The organism is Arthrobacter globiformis (assembly GCF_030818015.1).
In the GTDB taxonomy this organism is placed as follows: Bacteria; Actinomycetota; Actinomycetes; order Actinomycetales; family Micrococcaceae; genus Arthrobacter; species Arthrobacter globiformis_C.
On sequence record NZ_JAUSZX010000001.1, the window covers coordinates 2,942,223 to 2,964,540 of the forward strand.

The window sequence follows — 22,318 nt, forward strand, 5'->3', positions numbered from 1 at the left end:
GACACCACCCGCACCGGGCACGGAAGCCAGAGGTACCGGACAGCCGCTGAAGTAACACGTTGAAGGAGTGCACCAGTGCAGGAGACAACAGCCAACAAGGTAGCCGCCCACGCGACGTCGTCGTTCACTGAGCATCTCCAACGCGACCGTCCGGAACTGCTTCCCCAATACGCACCGTTCGCTACGGGCACGTCCGCCGGCCAGCCGCCCGCCGTGCCCCATGCCACCACCATCGTGGCCATGACGTACGCCGGCGGCATCGTCATGGCCGGCGACCGCCGGGCCACCATGGGCAACATCATCGCCAGCCGGCACATCGAAAAGGTCTTCCCCGCCGACCAGTATTCAGTCCTGGGAATTGCCGGCACGGCCGGCATTGCGATCGACCTGACCCGCCTGTTCCAGGTGGAGCTCGAGCACTACGAGAAGATCGAGGGCACCCTGCTCAGCCTCGATGGCAAGGCGAACCGGCTCGGCGCCATGATCCGGGGCAACCTGCCGATGGCGCTGCAGGGCCTCGCCGTGGTCCCGCTGTTCGCAGGCTTCGACACTGCCGCGGGGGTAGGCAGGCTCTTCTCCTATGACGTGACCGGCGGCCGCTACGAGGAACAGGAACACCACGCCGTGGGCTCCGGATCTATGTTCGCCCGCGGCGCCCTCAAGAAGCTTTGGCGGCCCAACCTGCCCGAGGACGAAGCGATCTCCGTGGCCGTCGAATCCCTGTACGACGCAGCCGACGACGACTCCGCCACCGGCGGCCCCGACCCGGTGCGGCAGCTGTGGCCCGTGGTGTACGCCGTCAACCGGGCCGGAGCCCGGCGCGTATCCGACCGGGAACTCGCAGCCATGGCCGGAAACATTATCGAGTCCAGGGCAGCTGCCCGCAGGGAGGCCTGATATGACGCAGCAGTTCTATGTCTCTCCCGAGCAGCTGATGAAAGACCGTGCGGATTTCGCACGGAAAGGCATCGCCCGCGGCCGGTCCGTGATCGTGATCAGCTGCGAGGACGGGATTGCGCTGGTGGCGGAGAACCCGTCACCGTCGCTGCATAAGATCGGCGAGATCTACGACAAGATCGCCTTCGCCGCCGTCGGGAAGTACAACGAGTTTGAGAGCCTCCGTCAGGCCGGGGTGCGTTACGCCGACGTCCGCGGCTATTCCTACGACCGCGACGACGTCACGGCCAGGGGACTGGCCAGCGTCTACGCCCAGAGCCTGGGTGCCGTCTTCACCGCGGAGCAGAAGCCGTTCGAGGTGGAACTGGCCGTGGCGGAAGTCGGAGCCAGCCAGGACCTCGACCACCTCTACCGGCTCACGTTCGACGGCTCGATCGCGGACGAGCACAACTTCATCGTGATGGGCGGCCAGGCGGACAAGGTGTCCGGGGCGATCGAGGGCGGCTGGCAGCGGGACCTCCCGTTCGCGGCGGCTATCCGGCTCGCTGTCAGGGGACTCGTGACGGACAACGAGGCACCCGACCTGCCGGCCAAGGCCCTGGAAGTGGCGGTGCTGGACCGCAGTTCGGAAAGCAACAGGGGTACGCGGAGGGCTTTCCGCAGATTGTCCAACCAGGACGTTGTGGAACTGCTGGCTGAGGAGAGCTGACATGGACAAGAGGATCTTCGGCATTGAAACCGAATTCGGGATTTCCTATTCGAGCCCGGACTCCCGCCCCCTCGCCCCGGAGGAAGTGGCCCGCTACCTGTTCCGCAAAGTGGTCAGCTGGGGACGGTCATCCAATGTGTTCCTCACCAACGGGTCCCGCCTGTACCTCGACGTGGGCTCGCATCCGGAATACGCAACCGCAGAATGCGACGACCTTGCCCAGCTGATCGCCCATGACCGCGCCGGGGAGCTCATCCTGGACGACCTCGTGGATGAGGCCCAGTCCAGGCTGGCTGCCGAGGGCTTCAACGGCACCGTGTACCTGTTCAAGAACAACACCGACTCCGCCGGCAACTCCTACGGCAGCCACGAGAACTACCTCATTCCCCGCCGCGGAGAATTCACCCGGCTGGCCGAGATCCTCATCCCGTTCCTCGTCACGCGCCAGCTCATCGCCGGTGCTGGCAAGATCCTGAAGACGCCGCACGGAGCCACCTACGCGTTTTCGCAGCGGGCGGACCACATCTGGGAGGGCGTGTCATCCGCGACCACCCGTTCGCGGCCCATCATCAACACCCGGGACGAGCCGCATGCCGATGCCGAGTTCTACCGCCGCCTGCACGTGATCGTCGGCGACTCCAACATGTCCGAAACCACGGCGCTGCTCAAGGTGGGCACCGTGGACCTCATCCTGCGGATGATCGAGGCCGGCGTGATCATGCGGGACATGCGGATGGAAAACCCCATCCGCAGCATCCGTGAGATCTCCCATGACCTCAGCGGCCGCGCGCTGGTCCGGCTCGCCAACGGCCGCCAGCTCACCGCGCTGGAGATCCAGCAGGAGTACCTGAGCAAAGTCACGGCGTTCGTCCAGGAAAACGGAGCCCACAACCCGCACGTCCCCCTGATCCTGGACCTGTGGGGGCGGACGCTGCGCGCCATCGAAAGCGGCGATTCCAGCACCATCGACACCGAAATCGACTGGGCGATCAAGAAAAAGCTGATGGACAGCTACCGCAGGCGCCACGGCCTGGGCCTGGACGCCCCCCGGATCGCGCAGCTGGACCTCACCTACCACGACATCTCCCGTTCCCGCGGCCTGTACTACCTGCTGCAGTCACGCGGGGCAGTCCGCCGGGTGACGGAGGAGACGGCCATCAAGGACGCCGTGGACGCCCCGCCGCAGACCACCCGGGCCAAGCTGCGTGGCGACTTCGTCCGCAAGGCGCAGGAGCTGGGCCGTGACTACACCGTGGACTGGGTCCACCTGAAGCTCAACGACCGTGCGCACCAGACCATTCTGTGCAAGGACCCGTTCCGCAACGAGGACGAGCGGGTGGATGCCCTTCTGGACTCTATGGGCTGATACCCAGCTTTCCGCGTTACTCTGGAAGAGGCCGTTCCGCGGTCCTGACTGCCTTGCCGTGTCCAGCATCCCGGCAGGGCATCCATCTTGCCCCGACGAAAGTTCTTACGTGCGCCGACTACTAGCAATCCTTCTTCCCGCACTGCTTCTGCTGACCGCCTGCGGTGGCCAGGAGCCCGCAGCCCCGGAACCGACCAGCCAGTCCGCGGGTGAGACCGCCAAGCTCGACTCGCTCAAGCTGACGGACAAGGGGGACAAGAAAGCCCCGGGCGTCGAGTTCACCAAGCCCCTCGACGTTAAGGAACCCACCGTCAAGGTTGTCACCGAAGGCAGCGGGGACCGTGTGAAGGCCAACCAGATCGCCGAGATTTCCGTCCTTGCCCTCAATGCCAAGGACGGCTCCACGCTGGACGACAGCTTCCCCCGCGATCCCGAGCCCCTTGAACTGAACGATGAACTCAAGACCGGCAGCGCGGTCGTCTACAACGCGTTTGTTGGCGCGAAGGTGGGCTCCCAGCTCGCCCTCGCCATCCCGGGCAAGGCAGCGGCCGGAGGACAGGCTGCCCAGCCGACCCAGCTTCTGATCATCAAGGTGCTCTCGGCCAAGGAGGCCCCGAAGGTCCTCGACAAGCCTGAAGGCGATCCGGTCACCCCGCCCGCCGGCCTGCCGACCGTCACCGAGAAGGACGGCGTCCCGGAGATCTCGGTCAAGGGCGTCGCAGCCCCGAAGAAGCTCATCGCCCAGGACCTGATCAAGGGCAAGGGCGCCGCCGTCAAGGCCACGGACACCCTGACCGTGAACTACGTCGGCGTTGCCCTGGCCAGCGGCAAGAAGTTCGACTCCAGCTTTGACCGCAAGCAGACGGCATCGTTCGCGCTGAACCAGGTCATCAAGGGCTGGACCCAGGGCTTGGCCGGAAAGACCGTCGGCTCGCGCGTCCTGCTCGTCATCCCCAAGGATCTCGCCTACGGCGACTCCGGCCAGGGTGACGCGAAGGGCGACCTCGTGTTCGTCGTCGACATCCTGGGCGTTAAGTAGAGCCAGGCGTCAAGTAACCACCCGAATACCCAAGTTCCCATACGCAGAAGGAGCAACCATGTCATTTGGCCAGCGCAAGCTCGACCGTGAAAAGCCGGAAATCGACTTCCCCGAAGGCCCGGTGCCCACGGAACTCGTGATCACGGACCTCATTGAGGGCGACGGTCCCGAGGCCAAAGCGGGCGACACCGTGTCCACGCACTACGTCGGCGTGGCCTGGTCTACCGGCGAAGAGTTCGACGCCTCGTGGGGCCGCGGGGCCCCGCTGGACTTCCGCGTCGGCGTCGGCCAGGTCATCCAGGGCTGGGACCAGGGGCTGCTCGGCATGAAGGTCGGCGGACGCCGCCGCCTTGAGATCCCCTCGGAGCTGGCTTACGGCTCACGCGGTGCAGGCGGAGCCATCGGCCCGAACGAGGCACTCATCTTCGTCGTGGACCTGGTGGGCGTCCGCTAGTCCCCACCCACCCCCTATCCTCGCAAGCTCGGACAGGGAACCCGGCGGGTGTGGGCCCATCCACCCACCCCCTATCCTCGCAAGCTCGGACAGGGAACCCGGCGGGTGTGGGCGCATCCACCCACGCGTACAGCGGAAGCGCGGTAACAATCGGAAGGATTTTCCGGATTGTTGCCGCGCTTTCGCGTTTTTGCCGGAACGGCTTTAGTAACGTAACGAGGGTGTCCGCCCAACGTACTGAACGCCTGCTGAACCTCCTGATCGCCCTGCTGAACTCGCGGTACGGCCTGCGGCGCAGTGAGCTGCGGGAGAAAATCTATGCGGGCGGCGCGGCTAGCGACGCCGCCTTTGGCCGCATGTTCGAACGTGACAAGAACGACCTTCGCGACTTCGGCTTCGACGTCGAGACAGTCACGGACCTGGGCTGGAGTTCGGACGATCCCGGCACCACCCGGTACCGGATCGGCAAGGAATCGAACCGTCTGCCCGATGTGGAGCTGACCCCGGACGAATGGACGGTCCTGCTGCTGGCTTCGCAGCTCTGGGAACAGGCGGCACTGGGCACGGCAGCGGGCAACGCCCTGCGCAAGCTCCAGGCGGCGGGCGGCCTGGCCGACGTCGAACTTCCGGCCGGCGTGCAGCCGCGCATCAAACCAGCCGGCCAGGCGTTCGAGGACCTCGTGGCCGCCATGCACGCCCAGCACGCTGTCCGCTTCCGCTACCTGGCCGGCAGCACGGGCCGGGAAGCGGAACGCGTCGTTGAACCGTGGGGCCTGGGCAGCCGCTTCGGCCAGTGGTACCTCGTCGGCTTTGACCGGGGCCGTAGCGCCAAGCGCTTCTTCCGGCTGTCGCGCTTCACGTCCGCCGTCACAATTCTGGAGAGGGAAGCCTTCACGCCGCCCGCCGGCTTCAACGTCCGTGCCGAGCTGAACAGCCTTCCGGAGCTTCCGGTCAGCGCCGCCGTCGTGGATGTCCGCAGCGGCAAGCTGCTGGGACTGCGCAAGCGTGCGGCCGGGGCCACTCCGTCCTCGGACACAGTCACGGATGCGGATCCGGACGCCGACACGGGCACGGAGGCCGGCGCCGGCTGGGACCGGCTGACCGTTCCCTACCGTGACGCTGAGGTGCTTGGAGAGGAACTGGCCTCCTACGGGCCGAACGTCAGGGTGGTTGCCCCCGCAGAGCTGTCCGCTGCTGTGCAGCGCCGCCTTGCGAATGCCGCCGCCTTCATCGACACTCCGGTGCCGTCTTATTCTTTCGGTCATGCCGGGACGGGAAAGCGGACCCGCAAGCGCACGTCGGAGGACCAGCTCAAGCGGATGCTGCAGTTGGTCCCGTTCCTGGTCCGCAACCAGGGCCTGCCCATCGAGGAGGTCGCCGACAGGTTCGGGGTGACCCGGCAGGAACTCGAGGGCGATCTGCTGATCCTGATCTGCTCCGGCCTGCCGCAGGGGTACCCGGACGAACTGCTGGACATCCAGTGGGAGGAAGGACACGTTTTCATCAGCCAGTCCATGGAGCTGAACCGCCCCGTCCGATTCACCGTGGACGAGGCCTGCGCGCTGCTCACGGGCCTCGAGACCCTCAACGGCCTGCCGGAACTGGCCGAGGGCAGTGCCCTGGAATCGGTGACGCTCAAGCTGATGGCGGCCGCGGGGGAGGAGGGGCTCCGTGCCGCTGCCCTGTCCGGGCCCGAGGTGGGACCCGGCAACTCGGCCAACCTCGAGGTCATCCGCGACGCCATTGAATCAGGATCCCAGCTGCACCTCGTCTACCTTTCCGCGCAGAAGGACACCCTGTCGGAGCGGGACGTGGATCCGCTCCGGCTCTACTCCATGGACAACACCTGGTACTTCGAGGCCTACTGCCATTCGGCGGCCGGCCTCCGGAATTTCCGGCTGGACCGGATCGAGGACCTCGCCCCGACCGGTAAGCCGGTCTCGTCCGGGATAAAGCCCGACGGCGGGTTCCCGGCAAAGCTGTTCACCCCCAACGACGACGACACCCTGGTCACCGTCCAGCTCACCGCCCGCGGTGCCGGTCTCGCGGACGACTACTATGCCGAGCGGACAGCGCCGCTTCCGGGCGGCGGCCTGGTGGCCGAGATCCGGTTCGGCAACACGGCATGGCTGCCCATGTTCGTAGCCCAGCACGGCGGAACGGCACGGATCCTGGAACCTGAGGCGCTTACCCGCGCCTCGCGGGACTGGATCGCAGCGGCCCTGGCCCAGTACAACGGCTAGCCAGTACGCCAGCTAGACTACTCAGCATGCCTTGGTGGTCCTGGATCCTTATTTGGGTGGCACTTGTGTCGCTGTCCCTGCTGTTCTTCGTGCTCATGGGTGTTCGCCTGTTCCGCCAGTTCATGGCAACAGTCAAGGAGCTCGGCGAAGCGGGCCACAAACTCACCAGCCTTCCGGTTGCGGCGGCAGCGTCCGCAGGCGCCACGGGGACGGCTCCTGATTCCGACGTCGCCGGGGTTGCACCAGGAACCGCGCCTTTTGCCTCGCCGCACCAGATGCGCCATGATTACCACGCATCCAAAGAGGCCCGCAGGGAAACCCGGCGCCAGCGCAGGGTCCGCCGGAAGGCCGAACGGGGCCAGCCCCAATCGCTGGGCGACATCGAATTCAGATAAACGTAGGATGTTACTAAACGAAAGGAACACCCCCCATGAGGCTTGAAGGCTGGCATCTCATCATCATCATCGTCCTGGCTTTGGTGCTCTTCGCTGCACCGAAGCTGCCCGGCATGGCCCGGAGCCTCGGCCAGTCGATGCGCATTTTCAAGTCGGAAGTCCGCGAAATGAAGAAGGACGGAGCCCCGGAAGCCAAGGACGGCTCAGATCCCGTTGAAGGCACCGTCGTCAACCACCCGCGTTCCTCCGCGACGGATAACCGTCCTGCCGACGGAAACGACGTTCCGCCCCCCAACCGCGCCTAAGATCACGTGGCACTAACCATGAGTCGTCGCTCCAATCCTGAGGGACGGATGGCTCTGCTGGACCATCTGCGCGAACTCAGGAACAGACTGTTCAAGTCCGCCATTGCCGTTGTGCTCGCCACCGTTGCGGGCTTCATGGTCTACCAGCCCATGCTCGCGGCCCTGATCAAACCGATCCGGGACCTGAACGAAAGCCAGGGCCGGCAGGCGTCCCTCAACTTCGACGGCGTGGCGAGCTCCTTCGACCTCATGATCCAGGTGTCGGTCTTCCTGGGCGTCATCTTGGCCAGCCCGATCTGGCTGTACCAGCTGTGGGCCTTCATCGTCCCCGGCCTGCACAAGAAGGAGCGCCGGCTGGCGCTGTCCTTCGTGGCGGCCGCGGTGCCGCTCTTCATCGGCGGCGTGACCATGGCATGGCTCGTCCTGCCGAACGCCGTCCGGGTCCTCACCGACTTCACGCCCTCCGGCGGATCCAACTTCATCAGCGCGCAGGTCTACCTGTCCTTCGTGCTGCGGCTGCTGCTCGCCTTCGGCATTGCCTTCCTGCTCCCGGTTGTCCTGGTGGGGCTGAACCTTGCCGGGCTCCTCCGCGGGGAGCAGCTCATAAAGAGCTGGCGCATCACCGTGTTCCTTGTCTGCCTGTTCGCCGCCATGGCCGCCCCCGGCGGCGACGCAATGAGCATGTTCTACCTTGCCGGTCCCATGCTCCTGCTCTTCTTCCTTGCCATCGGCCTGTGCGTCCTGAACGACCGCCGTCGTGCGCGCCGGGCAGAGAAGCGGGCCGCAGAGACCGAGGCCACAGCCGATATCGCGACTCCAAGCAGTGAGCTGAAGAATCTCTAGGTGCGCCCCCGCTAGGCTTGAGGCATGTCCACCACCACTCCGTCGCCCTCCGAACGGTACCGCGCCAGCACCGAACGGGCCGCGGAAGCAAAGACCCATCTGGGCGCATTCGCCCGCACACTGAGCTTTGAACTGGACGACTTCCAGCGGCAGGCGTGCAAGTCCCTCCAGGAAGGCCGGGGTGTACTCGTTGCTGCGCCCACTGGGGCCGGCAAGACCATCGTGGGCGAGTTCGCCGTTTACCTGGCGCTCCAGCGCGGACTGAAGGCCTTCTACACCACGCCCATCAAGGCGCTCAGCAACCAGAAATTCACCGAGCTGACGGAGAAGTACGGCGAGGAGAACGTCGGGCTCCTGACCGGAGACACCAGCATCAACGGTGATGCGCCCGTGGTGGTCATGACCACCGAGGTCCTGCGCAATATGCTGTACGCCGACTCGGACACCCTGTTCGACCTGGGCTTTGTGGTCATGGACGAGGTCCACTACCTGGCCGACCGCTTCCGCGGCGCCGTCTGGGAGGAAGTCATCATCCACCTCCCCAGCGAGGTGCAGGTCGCGTCCCTCAGTGCCACGGTCTCCAACGCGGAGGAGTTCGGCGCCTGGCTGGACACCGTCCGCGGCGACACCGACGTGATCGTCTCCGAACACCGTCCCGTGCCGCTCTGGCAGCACGTCATGGTGGGCCGGGACATTGTGGATCTTTTCGCCGGCGAGACCACCTTTGACGAAATAGCCCCCGCGGGCAGCCCCGCGGCGGCCACTGCCCTGCCCCTGGCGCCTTCACCCGCCGACGCCGGCCAGCGGGGATTCGAGGTCAACCCGGAGTTGCTGACCCTCTCGAGGGCTGAAAGCCAGCTCAACTTCCAGGGCCGCTTCGGCCACGGCGGCCGGAGCCAGCGGCGGCAGCAGCGCCAGCGCTATGGTGACAAGCCCCAGCAGGAGACCCGGACCGCAGTGCGGCGGGCCAGCCGGCCGCAGGTCATTGCCAGCCTCGACCGGCAGGACCTGCTGCCTGCGATCACCTTCATCTTTTCCCGGGCCGGCTGTGACGCCGCCGTCGCCCAGTGCGTGGCATCCGGGCTGTGGCTCACGACGGAGCGGGAGCAGCGCATCATCGCCCAGCGGGTGGACGAGGCGGGCCAGGACATCCCGTCCGACGACCTTGAGGTGCTGGGCTTCTGGAACTGGCGCGACGGGCTGTTGCGCGGCATCGCGGCCCACCATGCCGGCATGCTTCCCACGTTCAAGGAAGTGGTCGAGAAGCTTTTCGCCGACGGCCTCGTGAAGGCGGTCTTCGCCACCGAGACGCTGGCTCTCGGGGTCAACATGCCGGCCCGTTCCGTGGTGCTGGAGAAGCTGGACAAGTTTAACGGCGAAGCCCACGTGGACATCACGGCAGGGGAGTACACCCAGCTCACCGGCAGGGCGGGCCGGCGCGGCATCGACGTCGAAGGCCATGCCGTGGTCCTGTGGCAGCCGGGTACGGACCCCGCCGCGGTAGCCGGCCTGGCCTCCCGCCGGACGTATCCGCTGAATTCCAGCTTCCAGCCCACGTACAACATGAGCATCAACCTGCTCGCCCAGTTCGGCCGGCCAAGGGCCAGGGAAATCCTGGAGTCCTCCTTCGCCCAGTTCCAGGCTGACCGGTCGGTGGTCGGGCTGGCCCGGCAGGTCCGCAGCCGCGAGGAATCACTGGCCGGCTACGCCAAGTCGATGACCTGCCATCTGGGCGACTTCACCGAATACGCCCGGCTGCGGCGGGAACTTTCCGACGCCGAGAATTTCAGTTCGCGGAGCAAATCACGGGCCCGCAAATCGCTCAACGAGGACTCCCTGAGCCGTCTCCTGCCCGGCGACGTTGTGGATGTCCCGGCAGGCAGGGCCCCCGGATTTGCCGTGGTGCTGAGCTCCGACCACAGCTCTCGGGAGCCTAGGCCCGCCGTGCTGACGCTGGAAAGCCAGCTGCGCCGGATCGGCGTCGATGACTTGGAGGGCCCTATTGCGCCGCTGACCCGGATCAGGATCCCCAAGTCATTCAATGCGAAGGTTCCCAAGTCGCGGCGGGACCTGGCCTCATCCGTCCGGAACGCACTGCGGGAGAACCGGCCGCCGGCCAGGGGAAGCAGCCGCAACAATGACTTCGGGCTTGGCACCGCCCTGCAGAACCAGGAAAGGAAGATCGCCGACCTGCGGCGTGCCTTGCGGGCCCACCCATGCCACGGCTGCAGCGAACGCGAGGACCACGCCAGGTGGTCTGAACGCTGGTGGAAGCTGCGCAAGGAAACCGACGGTCTGGTCCGCCAGATCCAGGGGCGCACCAACACCATCGCCAAGACGTTCGACCGGGTTTGCGATGTCCTGTCGGCCTACGGATACCTCGAGTCCACCGAGGACGGGCAGCACCGCATCAGCACCGACGGCCAGCGGCTGCGCCGGATTTACGGCGAAAAGGACCTCCTGATTTCGCAGGCCCTGCGGCAGGGCGCCTTCGATGACCTCGACGCGGTGGAGGTGGCTGCGTTCGCCAGCGTGCTGGTGTACCAGGCGAAGCGTGAGGACCGCGGCCTGCGGCCCCGCATGCCCAGCGTCTCCCTGGAGACCGCCGTGGATATCGTGGTCCGCGAGTGGTCTGCGCTCGAGGACGTGGAGGAACAGAACAAGCTTCCGCTCACCGGCGAGCCGGAGCTGGGACTGATCTGGCCCATGTACAAGTGGGCCCGCGGCCGGCATCTGCAGGAAGTGCTCAACGGCACCGACCTCGCCGCCGGCGACTTCGTCCGGTGGGTGAAACAGGTGATCGACCTGCTGGACCAGCTGGCCAAGATTCCCGGCCTGGACCCCCGGCTGGCCCGGCTCTGCGCCGAGGCCATCCGGCTCATCAGGCGGGGCGTCGTCGCCTACTCCACTGTGGGCTGAATGCCAGCACTCCAGGCCCCCCACGTCCGCACTAAACACTGCCGTCCCCAACACCCCGTTAGAACACCCCAAGGAGCGCCTCCATGGCCGATGCCCCCGCCCGCCCGCAGGAAGGGACCGGACCGTCAAAGGTCACGCTGTACCGCAACGGTTCCGTCTACACCGCGGCTGATCCCTTCGCCACGGCAGTGCTGGTGGACGGCGACACTATCGCGTGGGTCGGCTCGGAACAGGCGGCCACCTCGATCGCCGACAGCTCCATGGACATCGTCGATCTCCGCGGCGCCCTTGTTGCTCCTGGTTTTGTCGATTCCCACGCCCACCTGACCGAGACCGGCATTGCGCTCGACTCACTGCAGCTGGGCGGTGTGCGGTCGGCACGCGAGCTGCTGGACGCCGTTGCGGCCTCGGGCGGGGAAGGCGCCGTGCTGGGTCATGGCTGGGATGAGTCGCTCTGGGACGATCCCACGCTCCCGGACGCCGGAGAGCTGGAGCGGGCTGCCGCTGGCCGTCCCGTGTATCTTTCCCGGGTTGATGTGCATTCGGCCCTCGTCTCCCCGTCACTCGTTGCCAGTGCCGGGCTGGCGGAGCTGGACGGCTACGCGCCGGGCGGCCACGTCAGGCGCCAGGCCCACACTGCCGCCCGGCAGGCCACCCGCCGCCTGTCCTCCGGTGCGCTGCAGGACTACCAGCGGCGTGCCCTGGACGAGGCTGCGGCCAACGGGTATGTGGCACTGGCCGAGATGGGTGCACCAAGAATCAGCAGCGTCGACGACCTGCGGCTAGCCGCTGGATGGAACGACGCAGCAGGCTCCCACCCGGCGCCCGAAGTACTGCCGTATTGGGGACAACTGACGCCGACGGTGGCCGACGGGGAGGCGCTCCTTGCAGAGCTTGGCGTCCGGGTCCGTGGATTTGCCGGGGACCTGAACATCGACGGGTCAATCGGCTCCCGCACGGCGTCCCTGCGGGAACCCTACGCGGACGCACCCGAGGAGACAGGGACGACGTACCTGTCGGTGGCTGATGCGGCCGCGCACCTGGCTGCGTGCTCCCTCCTAGGTATCCAGGGCGGATTCCACGTCATTGGCGACGCCGGCCTCGATGCAGCCCTGCAGGCCCTCGAGGAAGCAGCCGCTGAAGTGGGGGAGCAGCGGGTCCGGGCGGCCGGGCACCGCTTCGAGCACGTTGAAATGGCCGACGCCGACGCCATCGCCCGCCTGGCGAAGTACTCGGTGACGGTCAGCGCGCAGCCCGCCTTCGACGCCGCGTGGGGCGGCCAGGGCCGGCTCTACGAGCGTCGCCTCGGATCCCGCAGCCAGGGCATGAACCCGTTCGCCTCGTTCTATTCAGCCGGCGTCCCCATTTGTTTCGGCAGCGACACCCCGGTGACGCCGCTCCGTCCCTGGTCCAGCGTACGGGCGTGCCTTGAGCACCACGACGCAGGCCAGCGGGTCTCCGCCCGGGCGGCCTTCCTCGGCCACACGCGGGCCGGCTGGCGCGCCGCCCGCTACGAGAACCCCATGGCGGGCCAACTGGTACCGGGCGCACCGGCAACCTTCGCCGTCTGGGAAGTGGATGAGCTCATGATCCAGGTGGCCGACAACAGGGTCCAGTCCTGGAGCACGGATCCCCGCGCCCGCACGCCGCTGCTGCCCGCACTGGACACCGGCACGGATCCCCGGTGCCTGCAGACCGTGCGGAACGGGCTGGAACTGTTCTCCGCCGACGCCCTCCGGGCCTGATTTGGACGGGCTTAATTCGGCTTAATTCGGCGACACATAGCGCCCGGCCGTGCCGTGATTCCCTCCCGGAAAAGGGCTCTGAGCTGCGGCGATACGTGAACGGGCAGGTCAGGGGGCTGTTGACAGCCCCCAGCCAGTCCGTAGCATTGAGCTTCCGGGGCGGGTCCAAAGCGCAGCAGAAAACAGTTCCTCCATCCGCTTATCGCGGCATCAGGAACTGGCCCGTAGCGCATGGACCCGCCCGTGGCGGAGACCGGAGTCCTCACCACCCCGTGCTGCCAGACAAGCGCGAACGGACACTTGAGCCCGCAGATCCCGCCCCTGCCGCTGGGCGGCAAGCGCGAACGGACACTTGAGCCCCATCGCCTGCTGCGTGGACAGAAAAGCTGCGCGGACGGAAGCGCTCTGCGGGGCCCGTATAATGGGGAGTTGCGCTTTACGAGCCGGCGTTCCCGCCGGGCTCCCCGCGTGCTGACCGCTCCCATCCAGGAAAGGCCTCCCTGTGCGTGTCCTCACCATCATCCCCACCTACAACGAGCTGGAGTCGCTTCCCAAGACTCTCGGACGCCTGCGGGCCGCCGTGCCGGCTTCCGACGTCCTCGTTGTGGACGACAACAGCCCGGACGGCACCGGGCAGCTGGCGGACAGCATCGCTGCCGGGGACAACCAGGTCCACGTCCTGCACCGGAAGGGCAAGGAAGGCCTGGGCGCGGCCTACATCGCGGGCTTCAAGTGGGGACTGGAGGCCGGCTACGACGTCCTGGTGGAGATGGACGCCGACGGCTCGCACCAGCCCGAACAGCTGCCCTCCCTGCTTGAGGCTGTGGACCAAGGCGCAGACCTCGCCATGGGTTCCCGCTGGGTGAAGGGCGGAAGCGTCGTGAACTGGCCCCTGTACCGCCAGGCTATTTCCCGGACCGGCAGCACGTACGCGCGCATCATGCTCGGCCTCAAGATCAAGGACGTGACGGGCGGTTACCGCGCGTTCCGACGCACCACGCTGGAGAAGCTGAACCTGGACCAGGTCGATTCCGTCGGTTACGGCTTCCAGGTGGACCTGGCATGGCGCGTCGCGAAGATGGGCCTGAACATCGTGGAGCGGCCCATCACTTTCGTGGAGCGGGAACTCGGGGCTTCCAAGATGAGCGGCAACATCGTGGTTGAGGCCATGGTCAACGTGACGAAGTGGGGCTTGACCGCCCGCTGGAGGAAGCTGACGGGCAGGAGCCCGCGCGACTAGCTGGTTCAAAGAGCCTAGCTGGCACAAAGAGCCAGGCTGGCACACAAAAGGCCGGACCGGCTGCATCCATGGATGCAGCCGGTCCGGCCTTTTGGCTGTAGCGCCTGCCTGCTAGCTAGCAGCGGCTAGGCTGAACGCCGTTCGCCGCGACGCTCGCGCAGGATGGTGAGGCGGTCTTCGAGGATCTGCTCCAGCTCGGGAAGCGAGCGGCGCTCCAGCAGCATGTCCCAGTGCGTACGGACTGCCTTTTCATTGCTGGTGTCCGGGCGTTCGCCATCAACGAGCAGCGCTTCCTTGCCGGTCTTGGAAACCCAGACAGGGGGAATTTCGGCTTCGGAGGAAAAGGTTACAAAAACCTGTTCGCCGTCCTCGCACCGGTACTCAACCCGCTGACGCGGAGCCGGCTCCACGCCGGATTCGGTCTCCATGCTTTGGGCGCCAAGACGCATGCCCCGCAGGCTGCGATCGCTCATGATTTCTCCCTCTAATCGGTTCGCGGAGCGGACTCCGCGCTAGTCGGAAGCCCTGGTAAGGGTGCCTCCGGACTACGGTGTGGTTCACGTAGCATCACTAGGTGAAACGCTTCGCCAAGCATTGTTGTTCCGCACGGACTGATCCGGCCGGACAAATATCCCATTATACGGATTCCAACGGGGTGCGGCAATCCGACGGCACAGCAATCCTGCAGGCTGCAGCAACCCAGCCGGGTGCACAAGAAAACGGGAGGCAGGCCGCTGCGGCCCGCCTCCCGTTTTCTTTGCCTTGTAACGCTAGGACTGGGTCCGGGCCGCTGCCCCGCCGGTCTGACCGCCGTCCGGGCCCCCGAACAGGTCGCCGGAGCGGGGATCAGGGTTGGTTCCGCCCAATGCGCTGCCAATGCCTTTCAGTGCCTCGCCGACTTCACTGGGAATGATCCACAGCTTGTTGGAGGAGCCGTCGGCGAGCTTCGGCAGGGTCTGCAGGTACTGGTAGGCCAGCAGCTTCTGGTCCGGGTTGCCCTTGTGGATGGCGTCGAACACCTTCTGGATGGCCTGCGCCTCACCGTCTGCGCGCAGGATGGCAGCCTTCGCGTCACCCTCGGCCTTGAGGATGGCGGCCTGCCGCTGCCCTTCAGCAGTCAGGATGGCGGACTGCTTGGTTCCCTCGGCGGTCAGGATGGCAGCGCGGCGGTCACGTTCTGCCCTCATCTGCTTCTCCATCGAATCCTGGATGGAGTGCGGCGGGTCGATGGCCTTCAGCTCCACCCGGGAGACGCGGATACCCCACCGGCCAGTGGCTTCATCCAGGACACCGCGCAGCTGGCCGTTGATCTGGTCGCGGGAAGTGAGCGCCTCTTCCAGGTTCAGGCCGCCCACCACGTTACGGAGGGTGGTGGTGGTCAGCTGCTCCACGGCCTGGATGTAGTTGGCGATCTCATAGGTGGCGGCGCGCGGATCGGTGACCTGGAAGTAGACCACGGTGTCGATGGACACCACGAGGTTGTCCTCGGTGATCACGGGCTGCGGCGGGAAGGAGACCACCTGCTCGCGCAGGTCCAGCAGCGGCAGGAGCCGGTCAACAAAGGGGATGAGGAGCGTCAGGCCGGGATTAAGCGTGCGCTGGTACTTCCCCAGCCGTTCGACGACGCCGGCCCGGGCCTGGGGCACGATCCGCACCGAGCGGACCAGCACGATGATGACGAAAATGATCAGAACCACCATCACGAACGTGAGTGCGATTCCTCCAGGGCTATCCATACTTCTCCTTTGTCCCCAACTTTCAGTGAAGCTCTAACCTGGCGAAAACTCGCCGCAATCTGCTGCTCCGCCGCGGCGGGAGCAGAAACCCATGGGGGAGCCGCCTACTGGACGGCGGTCTCAGCCTGAGGTGAGACGACCGCCGTCGCACCTTCAATGGCCGAGACGATCACGCGCTGGCCTTCGGGAAGGACGCCGGACTGCGAGCGGGCGCTCCAGATGTCGCCGCCGATCTTCACTCGTCCGCCGGTGGCCGTTACCGCCTCCAGGACGAGCGCTGATTCGCCGATCAGGCGGTCGATGTTGGTGCGCTGTTCCGGCGGGCCCTTGTGCAGGTGCTTGAGTGTCACCGGGCGGACGAACGCAATCATGAGCAGCGAGACGACGCAGAACACCACGATCTGAAGCCAGAGGTCAGCGCCGGCAAAGTCGGCCACCAGGCCGGCAAGGGCACCTCCGCCCAGCATGATGAAAAACAGATCAAGGGTCAGCATCTCCACGGCGGCGAACACCAGGAAGAGGGTGAGCCACAGTGCCCACCAGTTTTGGCCAAGCCATTCCAACATCGCGTTCCCCCTTGATCCCGAGGGCTGCGGGGCAGACCCTCAGTAACTTTCTTCCATCGTAGACCGAAGCAGGAGCGCCCGGCAGGGGAACGGCGGGCAGCGCAGGAACGTGGCCAAGCCGTTATGGAGCGGGAATTTCCGCCGGGACGAAGATGCTGATCCGGAACCGCGCGGAGACCCTGGTTGTTGGCGGGAGGCCAACGAGCCGTTCGGTCAGTGTGACGCGGTCCGTGTGGTGGCCGGCGGGACCCATAAGCGCAAGGTTGGTCACGTCCACGGGCGACAGCGACAGCTCCACGTCAATGTCCTGCGTCGACAGCGGCGAGAAGCGGCCTGCGAGCGCCTCGCCCAAGCGCTCGTCTTTGTCAGGGTCGATGCCCAGCATTCCCGCCTGGCCGACAATTTCCCCGAGGTGGCCGGCGCGCGGTGTCACCACGATGAGCCTGCCTGAGGGTTTGAGGACGCGGGCGAACTCGGCAGCGTTGCGGGGCGCGAACACCACGGTGACGACGTCGACGGCGGCATCAGGCAGGGGCAGCGGCTGCCAGACGTCACCCACCAGATTGATGGCTTCAGGATTGAGTTTGGCGGCGCGGCGCAGGGCGAACTTGGAGATGTCCAGCCCGACCGCGGCCACGCCGCCGGTGCCGTCCACCGGGGCGACGGCGGCCGCGGATTCCCTGTTCTTCAAGTCATCGTCGCTGTCCAGATGATCGTCGCTGTCCAGATAATCAAGAATCGCGCGCAGGTAGTGTCCGGTTCCCGTGCCGGAATCAAGGACAGCCGGGGCTGGCCCGTTCAGGGCCGGCCGGGCTGCCTCGGCCAGCGCGTCGGCCAAGGGCCGGTAGTGACCGGCATCGAGGAAGGCTGCCCGTGCCGCAACCATCTCCGCGGTGTCCGATTCGAAGGCGGTTCCCTTGCCCACCAGCAGGTTGAAGTACCCCTGCCGGGCGGCGTCGAAGCTATGGCGCTCCGGGCACGCCAGCGCGCGGACCCTGCCGTTGCCGCCGTCGTGGACGGGCTGGAGTTCCTGGCGGCAGACGGGACAAAGCAGAACGGGCAGGCGCGAGAGCATGAGGACAATCCTAGGGCAGGTGTTTTCGGCGGTTGCCGTTCCGTGCCCTTTCCCGACCCGCTAGGCTCACGTGGGTGAAGCCTGAACATTTGCCGCTGCTCAACTCCGTCTCCGCGCCCGCCGTCCACCCCGACGGCACCAGGGCCGTTGTGTCCGTTGTCCGTCCGGACTTTGACGCCGACTCCTATGTGGGCCAGTTGTGGAGCGTGCCCCGGGACCCGGAAAAGCTGCCCCGCCGCGTGACCCGGGGCTTCCGCGACACGGCGCCGGCCTTTTCGCCGGATGGCCGGGTGCTGGCTTTCCTCCGTGCCGCCCCGGGCGGCAAACCCCAGCTTCACGTCGTGGAGGCCGCTGGCGGGGAACCGCAGGCCCTGACCGACAGAAAGATGGGCGTCAGCTCCTTCGCCTGGTCGCCGGATTCCACCCGAATCGTCTTCGGTTCGAGGGAACCGGAAGAGGGCCGTTACGGATCGCTCGACGGCGTGGGGTCCGGCGCTGAGGACGCCCGGTTGATCGCGGACTACAAGTACAGGATGAACGGCGTGGGCTACACGCGGGACAAGCCGCTGCAGCTATTCATGCTCGAAGTTCCGGAACTGGGCGGGGAACCCTGGGTAAAGCCAGTGGGGCGCGCCGCCAAGCGGAGCGACAGTGGGGAGGCCAAGAACGGCGGTGAGGGTGAACGTTCGGCGGAATCCGGCGAGGATTCCGGCGGCTTCCCGGAGGCACGCCAGCTCACGACGTCGGCAACCGACCACACCGGCGCCACCTTCAGCAGCGACGGCAGTGCCATTTACTTCGTGGCAGCACTCCACGAGGACGCTGACCAGGACCTGGTATCCGGGATCTACCGCATAGCAGCCGACGGCGGCACACCAGCTTTGGTGCCGCACGCCAACTTGGGCGCCCAGACCGTTTCCGATGTCCGGGAATCGGCCGACGGACGCTGGCTGTTCTTCACGTCCCAGGACCTGGGCAGCACCCGTCAGGACTTCGTTGCCAAGAACACGGTCCTCCACGTCATGCCCGTCGCCGGCGGCGACGCCACGGCCCTTAGCGACGCGGAGAACATGGACGTCGAAGCGCCCGGTGCCACCATCGGCCTCCGCGGCAACGACAGTGCGCTGGTGCTCAACAATGCCCAGGGAACGGTGGAGCTGCTCGAGTTCAGCGCCACGGGAGACCACTCCCTCCTCGTTCATGGTGACCGGGTGGTCGCCGGAGCCGGGGATGGTGCGGGCACGGTCTTCCTAAGCTACAGCGACGCCGCGACGGCGGGTGATGTCGGAGTCCTCGAGGAGGGTCAGCTCCGCCTGCTCACCGATTTCTCGGCAGCGCTGCGCACTGAAGCAGGCATCATCGAACCGCAGGAACTGACGTTCCCTGCCCCTGACGGCTACCCGGTCCACGGCTGGCTGGTTCTGCCGCCGGGGAAAGGCCCGCACCCGGTGCTGCTGAACATCCACGGCGGACCGTTCTCGCAGTACACCACCGCGTTCTTCGATGAAGCACAGGTTTATGCCGCGGCCGGATACGCCGTTTTGATGTGCAATCCGCGCGGCTCGGCAGGTTATGGCCAGGCCCACGGCCGGTCCATCAAAGAGCGGATGGGCACCGTGGATATGCAGGACGTACTCGCATTCCTGGACGGAAGCCTTGAGAAGTTCTCGTCCCTGGACGCCGGCGCCCTGGGGATCATGGGCGGTTCGTATGGCGGCTACCTCACGGCGTGGACCATCAGCCAGGACCACCGGTTTCAGGCCGCCATCGTGGAGCGGGGTTTTCTGGATCCCGTGAGCTTCACGGGCTCGTCGGACATCGGCTGGTTCTTCGGCGGTGAGTACGTCGGCTCGGCGGCCGAGCAGATTGCCGCGCAGAGCCCCATGGCAACGGTTGCCGCCGTCAGGACGCCCACGCTGGTGATCCACAGCGAAGATGACCTGCGCTGCCCGGTGGAACAGGGCCAGCGCTACTTCACTGCCCTCAAACAGCAGGGCGTCGACTCGGCGTTCCTCGTGTTCCCGGGCGAGGACCACGAGCTGTCACGCTCGGGGACGCCACATCACCGGCGGCAGCGGTTCGAACATATCCTGGCCTGGTGGGCGAAGTACCTGCCGACGGACAGCAACCGCGCCGGCACCGCCTAGCCCGTGTGGATCTAATCAGCGTCGGCCGAGTCCGCCGCCGACTAATCCGCCTCCGTCTTATCCGTTCCGGCTTCCCGGCCGGCCCCCGTGCCGGCCGGGAAGCCAAGCTCTCGGCTGGCAGTAGCGATGCCGGGCCCGGCCCAGCGCGCGGCGTACTCGCTGTTCGTGCTGAGTGAGCGGAGCTCGGCCCGGTCAATGTAGAGCCGGCCGTGGAGGTGGTCGGTTTCGTGCTGCGCGATCCGCGCCTGCCAGCCGCTGAAGTCCTTGGTGACATGCCCGCCGTCGGGCGTTACGTACTCCAGCCGCACGCTTTCGGGGCGCTCAACCACGGCCTGCAGTCCGGACAGCGAGAGGCAGCCTTCGAAGAAGGCGGCCGTGCCGTTGCCCAGGCGGGAGTAAGACGGATTCAGCATGGCGAAGAACTCCAGCGGCGCCCTGCCCCGGGCCGCGGCCGTGACCTCGTCGATCTCGAACTGGTCTTCAAGGACGGCCAGCTGCAGCGGAATGCCAAGCTGCGGAGCTGCCAGGCCGACGCCGGGTGCGGCATGCATGACCTTCCTCATCAGGACGATCAGCTGGCTGAGTTCATCGGGCTCCAACTGGCCGTCGAAGGGAGCCGCGTGCTGCCTCAGGACCGGGTGCCCGGCCTGCACGATGGGCGGCAGTGCCTCCGAGGCCAGCAGTTCCTGCACTGTTTCCCTGATGCGGGCGGGGCTGTAGGACGTGGGCGGAGATGCGTGGGTCATGGGGACAGCCTAGTGCCGCGTTGCGCAGTGCCGTGCCGTCTCACGCGGTGCAGCGGCGCGCTACTGCATCGTGAAGCGCCGGGCCACCAACGCGTTGAAGGCCGGTACGGCCGCGACGCTGGCGATCGCCGCGTTCCGGGGCCGCAGCAGGCCGACCGGAAGCGGCCTGCCCAGCGCCATGTTCACCTCGGCCTGGCGTCTCGCGGCGGCTGCGGCCCGGCGCCGTGAGGCATCGAAACGCCGCAGCGCTTGAGCGGAAGGCTCACCGCGCACGACGGCGAGGATCGCCGGCAGCAGCGCTTCAGCATCCAGCCAGCCAAGGTTCATTCCCTGGCCGCCGATGGGGCTGATCTCGTGCGCCGCATCACCGATGAGCGCCGTCCGGCCGGAAACCATGCGCGCGGCCAGCCGCGAACGGACGCTGAAGCTGCTGAGCATGGTGTTCGCGCCGGGGTCCAGCGCCACGCTGGTTCTGCGGACAACGAGTCCGGCCAGATGCTCTGCATCGGGGCGTGCCGGCGGTCTCCCCAGCCGGACTACCCAGCGGCGGACTCCACCGGGCAGCGGGAAGGACTCCACAATGCCGTCGCTTTCCAGGAACAGCGCGGCGTCGCTGCCGAAGGGGCTGGATTCGGGGAAGTCACCCATCAGGTAGTGGTCCGGATACAGTTTCTCCGGCGCCGCGACCCCCAGAAGCGTCCGCACCGTCGAGTAGGCGCCGTCGGCGCCCACCGCGAAAGCGGCGGAGTGGCTGGAGGCGGCCCCGGCAGTGGTGACGCTGAGCGTGACCCGGCCGCCGTCGTCGTGCATTCCTGTGACCCGGGCGCCACGGACAAGCGCGCCGCCGTCCAGCTCCCGGAGCCGCCGCTCCAGGACTCCCTCCGTCACGGGCTGGGGCACGGCGAGGACGAACGGGTACCGGTCGGAAACCGGGGCGAACGGCATGCGGGCGATCTTCCGCCTGTTACTCACGGCGAAGCCCTGGCGGATGGGGACGCCGCGGCCGACCAGCTCCTGGGCAACGCCGATGCGCTCCAGGGCGGCGAGCGCAGGCGGATGGATGCCGATGGCCCGGGTGTGGGCGTTCCGGCCGGTCCGCCTTTCGAGGACCCGCACCGAAACCCCGTGCTGCAGGAGCAGTGAACCGAGAAATAGTCCAACCGGCCCGCCGCCCACGATCAGCACGTCGGTCATGCCGGGCGCCGCCGGTAGGTGAGCAGGCAGTGGAAGGGGGAGTGCGGTTCCACCGTCCAGCCGGCAGGGACCATGGCGGCCAGCTCCGGGACGGTGTAGCTGCGCCTGATCGAGGTCAGCCCGTCCCCGCGGATATAGGAGCCGGTGAGCGGGAGGGCGCCGGCACTGAACAGCGCAAAGGCAGCCGCGCTCCGACTTAGATCGTTGTGCAGGACCAGGCGGCGGGCCAGCCGGGCGGAATCATCCAGGAATTGCTGCAATTCCGGCGCAGTCAGATGGTGCAGCACGTGGTTGGAGATGACGACGTCGTAATACTTTCCCTCGGTGAGCAGATCGCCGCTGCTCGCCTGTCGGAACTCCACGCCGGGGACGGGCGTGCGGCCGGCGGCGAAACGGAAGGCCCGTTCATCCGGGTCGATCCCCGTCACGTGAAGCTGGATCCCGTCCCTCGACGCCCAGCGGGCGAGCATCACGGCCACGTCGCCCCCGCCGCAGCCTACGTCCAACAGCGTTGCGGTGCCCACGCCGGCCACCTGCGGGCGCACTCTGGTGCGGTACAGCCGGTGCCAGCCGGAGACAACGCGGTTGACCACCGCGAACTGTTCGTAAGTGCGCTGCAGTCGGTCCGGATCGCAGTCCGGCCGGTCCATGTCCTCGACGGCGTCCGTGTCCCGCAGGCCAAGGATGCCTGGGCCCGTT

The 22,318-nt window shown here is 66.8% G+C and carries 20 protein-coding genes; 13 read left to right on the forward strand and 7 right to left on the reverse strand.

Annotation, left to right across the window (positions count from 1 at the left end; genetic code table 11):
• Nucleotides 1-75: 75 nt before the first annotated feature.
• The 12 genes from prcB (at nucleotide 76) to QFZ23_RS13780 (ending at nucleotide 14,155) form a co-directional block, all read left to right on the forward strand.
• Nucleotides 76-897 carry a proteasome subunit beta gene (gene prcB, locus QFZ23_RS13725; protein WP_306923721.1) on the forward strand — a complete coding sequence of 274 codons (822 nt, stop codon included), beginning with the start codon at nucleotides 76-78 and terminating at the stop codon, nucleotides 895-897.
• Between the two features lies 1 nt (nucleotide 898).
• Nucleotides 899-1,606, forward strand: a complete 708-nt coding sequence (gene prcA, locus QFZ23_RS13730) for a proteasome subunit alpha (RefSeq protein ID WP_306923723.1) — start codon at nucleotides 899-901, stop codon at nucleotides 1,604-1,606.
• Nucleotide 1,607: 1 nt separating this feature from the next.
• Nucleotides 1,608-2,972, forward strand: coding sequence for a Pup--protein ligase (gene pafA / locus QFZ23_RS13735; protein WP_306923725.1), 1,365 nt, complete (start codon nucleotides 1,608-1,610; stop codon nucleotides 2,970-2,972).
• Between the two features lie 109 nt (nucleotides 2,973-3,081).
• Nucleotides 3,082-4,011 (forward strand): FKBP-type peptidyl-prolyl cis-trans isomerase, encoded by a 930-nt coding sequence (locus tag QFZ23_RS13740; protein ID WP_306923727.1) that lies wholly within the window; start codon nucleotides 3,082-3,084, stop codon nucleotides 4,009-4,011.
• A 58-nt stretch (nucleotides 4,012-4,069) separates the two neighbouring features.
• Entirely contained in the window at nucleotides 4,070-4,465 is a 396-nt protein-coding gene (locus QFZ23_RS13745) for an FKBP-type peptidyl-prolyl cis-trans isomerase (protein ID WP_306923728.1), read from the forward strand.
• Between the two features lie 221 nt (nucleotides 4,466-4,686).
• Nucleotides 4,687-6,708 carry a helix-turn-helix transcriptional regulator gene (locus QFZ23_RS13750; protein WP_306923730.1) on the forward strand — a complete coding sequence of 674 codons (2,022 nt, stop codon included), beginning with the start codon at nucleotides 4,687-4,689 and terminating at the stop codon, nucleotides 6,706-6,708.
• A gap of 26 nt (nucleotides 6,709-6,734) precedes the next feature.
• Nucleotides 6,735-7,103 (forward strand): hypothetical protein, encoded by a 369-nt coding sequence (locus QFZ23_RS13755; RefSeq protein ID WP_306923732.1) that lies wholly within the window; start codon nucleotides 6,735-6,737, stop codon nucleotides 7,101-7,103.
• A gap of 35 nt (nucleotides 7,104-7,138) precedes the next feature.
• Nucleotides 7,139-7,408: a Sec-independent protein translocase subunit TatA gene (gene tatA, locus QFZ23_RS13760; protein ID WP_306923733.1), complete on the forward strand. Its 270-nt coding sequence runs from the start codon at nucleotides 7,139-7,141 to the stop codon at nucleotides 7,406-7,408.
• Between the two features lie 48 nt (nucleotides 7,409-7,456).
• Complete coding sequence (tatC, locus tag QFZ23_RS13765; protein ID WP_306923734.1) at nucleotides 7,457-8,251, forward strand: twin-arginine translocase subunit TatC; 795 nt, start codon at nucleotides 7,457-7,459, stop codon at nucleotides 8,249-8,251.
• A gap of 24 nt (nucleotides 8,252-8,275) precedes the next feature.
• Nucleotides 8,276-11,170, forward strand: coding sequence for a DEAD/DEAH box helicase (locus QFZ23_RS13770; protein WP_306923736.1), 2,895 nt, complete (start codon nucleotides 8,276-8,278; stop codon nucleotides 11,168-11,170).
• Between the two features lie 83 nt (nucleotides 11,171-11,253).
• Nucleotides 11,254-12,915, forward strand: coding sequence for an amidohydrolase (locus QFZ23_RS13775; RefSeq protein WP_306923738.1), 1,662 nt, complete (start codon nucleotides 11,254-11,256; stop codon nucleotides 12,913-12,915).
• 502 nt (nucleotides 12,916-13,417) lie between these two features.
• Nucleotides 13,418-14,155: a polyprenol monophosphomannose synthase gene (locus tag QFZ23_RS13780; protein WP_306923740.1), complete on the forward strand. Its 738-nt coding sequence runs from the start codon at nucleotides 13,418-13,420 to the stop codon at nucleotides 14,153-14,155.
• A 125-nt stretch (nucleotides 14,156-14,280) separates the two neighbouring features.
• On the opposite strand, the gene QFZ23_RS13785 is transcribed toward QFZ23_RS13780, so the two are convergent.
• The 4 genes from QFZ23_RS13785 to QFZ23_RS13800 all read right to left on the reverse strand — a co-directional run bounded on the left by QFZ23_RS13785 (nucleotide 14,281) and on the right by QFZ23_RS13800 (nucleotide 17,532).
• Nucleotides 14,281-14,628 (reverse strand): RNA polymerase-binding protein RbpA, encoded by a 348-nt coding sequence (locus QFZ23_RS13785; RefSeq protein WP_003802221.1) that lies wholly within the window; start codon nucleotides 14,626-14,628, stop codon nucleotides 14,281-14,283.
• A gap of 297 nt (nucleotides 14,629-14,925) precedes the next feature.
• Nucleotides 14,926-15,891, reverse strand: coding sequence for an SPFH domain-containing protein (locus tag QFZ23_RS13790; RefSeq protein WP_306923742.1), 966 nt, complete (start codon nucleotides 15,889-15,891; stop codon nucleotides 14,926-14,928).
• Between the two features lie 104 nt (nucleotides 15,892-15,995).
• Nucleotides 15,996-16,457 carry an NfeD family protein gene (locus QFZ23_RS13795; protein WP_111904824.1) on the reverse strand — a complete coding sequence of 154 codons (462 nt, stop codon included), beginning with the start codon at nucleotides 16,455-16,457 and terminating at the stop codon, nucleotides 15,996-15,998.
• Between the two features lie 121 nt (nucleotides 16,458-16,578).
• Nucleotides 16,579-17,532, reverse strand: coding sequence for a putative RNA methyltransferase (locus tag QFZ23_RS13800; protein WP_306923744.1), 954 nt, complete (start codon nucleotides 17,530-17,532; stop codon nucleotides 16,579-16,581).
• A 74-nt stretch (nucleotides 17,533-17,606) separates the two neighbouring features.
• On the opposite strand from QFZ23_RS13800, the gene QFZ23_RS13805 reads away from it, so the two are divergent.
• Nucleotides 17,607-19,679 carry a S9 family peptidase gene (locus QFZ23_RS13805; RefSeq protein WP_306923746.1) on the forward strand — a complete coding sequence of 691 codons (2,073 nt, stop codon included), beginning with the start codon at nucleotides 17,607-17,609 and terminating at the stop codon, nucleotides 19,677-19,679.
• A 41-nt stretch (nucleotides 19,680-19,720) separates the two neighbouring features.
• Here QFZ23_RS13805 and QFZ23_RS13810 read toward each other — a convergent pair whose 3' ends face one another.
• Genes QFZ23_RS13810 through QFZ23_RS13820 form a run of 3 tightly spaced genes read right to left on the reverse strand, consistent with a single transcriptional unit; the run spans nucleotide 19,721 to nucleotide 22,269 of the window.
• Entirely contained in the window at nucleotides 19,721-20,425 is a 705-nt protein-coding gene (locus QFZ23_RS13810; protein ID WP_306923747.1) for a peptide deformylase, read from the reverse strand.
• A gap of 60 nt (nucleotides 20,426-20,485) precedes the next feature.
• Nucleotides 20,486-21,619 (reverse strand): FAD-dependent oxidoreductase, encoded by a 1,134-nt coding sequence (locus QFZ23_RS13815; RefSeq protein ID WP_306923749.1) that lies wholly within the window; start codon nucleotides 21,617-21,619, stop codon nucleotides 20,486-20,488.
• The gene (locus tag QFZ23_RS13820; protein WP_373427939.1) at nucleotides 21,616-22,269 is read right to left on the reverse strand and encodes a class I SAM-dependent methyltransferase; all 654 of its coding nucleotides are present in this window, start codon (nucleotides 22,267-22,269) and stop codon (nucleotides 21,616-21,618) included. The genes QFZ23_RS13815 and QFZ23_RS13820 overlap by 4 nt, the downstream gene beginning before the upstream one ends.
• Between the last annotated feature and the right edge of the window lie 49 nt (nucleotides 22,270-22,318).

Coding starts and splice junctions, on each gene's coding strand:
- QFZ23_RS13745 (WP_306923728.1), top strand. CDS start 4,070: ATGTCATTTGGCCAGCGCAAGCTCGACCGTGAAAAGCCGGAAATCGAC.
- prcA (WP_306923723.1), top strand. CDS start 899: ATGACGCAGCAGTTCTATGTCTCTCCCGAGCAGCTGATGAAAGACCGT.
- QFZ23_RS13820 (WP_373427939.1), bottom strand. CDS start 22,269: ATGGACCGGCCGGACTGCGATCCGGACCGACTGCAGCGCACTTACGAA.
- QFZ23_RS13755 (WP_306923732.1), top strand. CDS start 6,735: ATGCCTTGGTGGTCCTGGATCCTTATTTGGGTGGCACTTGTGTCGCTG.
- QFZ23_RS13800 (WP_306923744.1), bottom strand. CDS start 17,532: ATGCTCTCGCGCCTGCCCGTTCTGCTTTGTCCCGTCTGCCGCCAGGAA.
- tatC (WP_306923734.1), top strand. CDS start 7,457: ATGGCTCTGCTGGACCATCTGCGCGAACTCAGGAACAGACTGTTCAAG.
- pafA (WP_306923725.1), top strand. CDS start 1,608: ATGGACAAGAGGATCTTCGGCATTGAAACCGAATTCGGGATTTCCTAT.
- tatA (WP_306923733.1), top strand. CDS start 7,139: ATGAGGCTTGAAGGCTGGCATCTCATCATCATCATCGTCCTGGCTTTG.
- QFZ23_RS13815 (WP_306923749.1), bottom strand. CDS start 21,619: ATGACCGACGTGCTGATCGTGGGCGGCGGGCCGGTTGGACTATTTCTC.
- QFZ23_RS13795 (WP_111904824.1), bottom strand. CDS start 16,457: ATGTTGGAATGGCTTGGCCAAAACTGGTGGGCACTGTGGCTCACCCTC.
- QFZ23_RS13775 (WP_306923738.1), top strand. CDS start 11,254: ATGGCCGATGCCCCCGCCCGCCCGCAGGAAGGGACCGGACCGTCAAAG.
- QFZ23_RS13810 (WP_306923747.1), bottom strand. CDS start 20,425: ATGACCCACGCATCTCCGCCCACGTCCTACAGCCCCGCCCGCATCAGG.
- QFZ23_RS13785 (WP_003802221.1), bottom strand. CDS start 14,628: ATGAGCGATCGCAGCCTGCGGGGCATGCGTCTTGGCGCCCAAAGCATG.
- QFZ23_RS13790 (WP_306923742.1), bottom strand. CDS start 15,891: ATGGATAGCCCTGGAGGAATCGCACTCACGTTCGTGATGGTGGTTCTG.
- QFZ23_RS13770 (WP_306923736.1), top strand. CDS start 8,276: ATGTCCACCACCACTCCGTCGCCCTCCGAACGGTACCGCGCCAGCACC.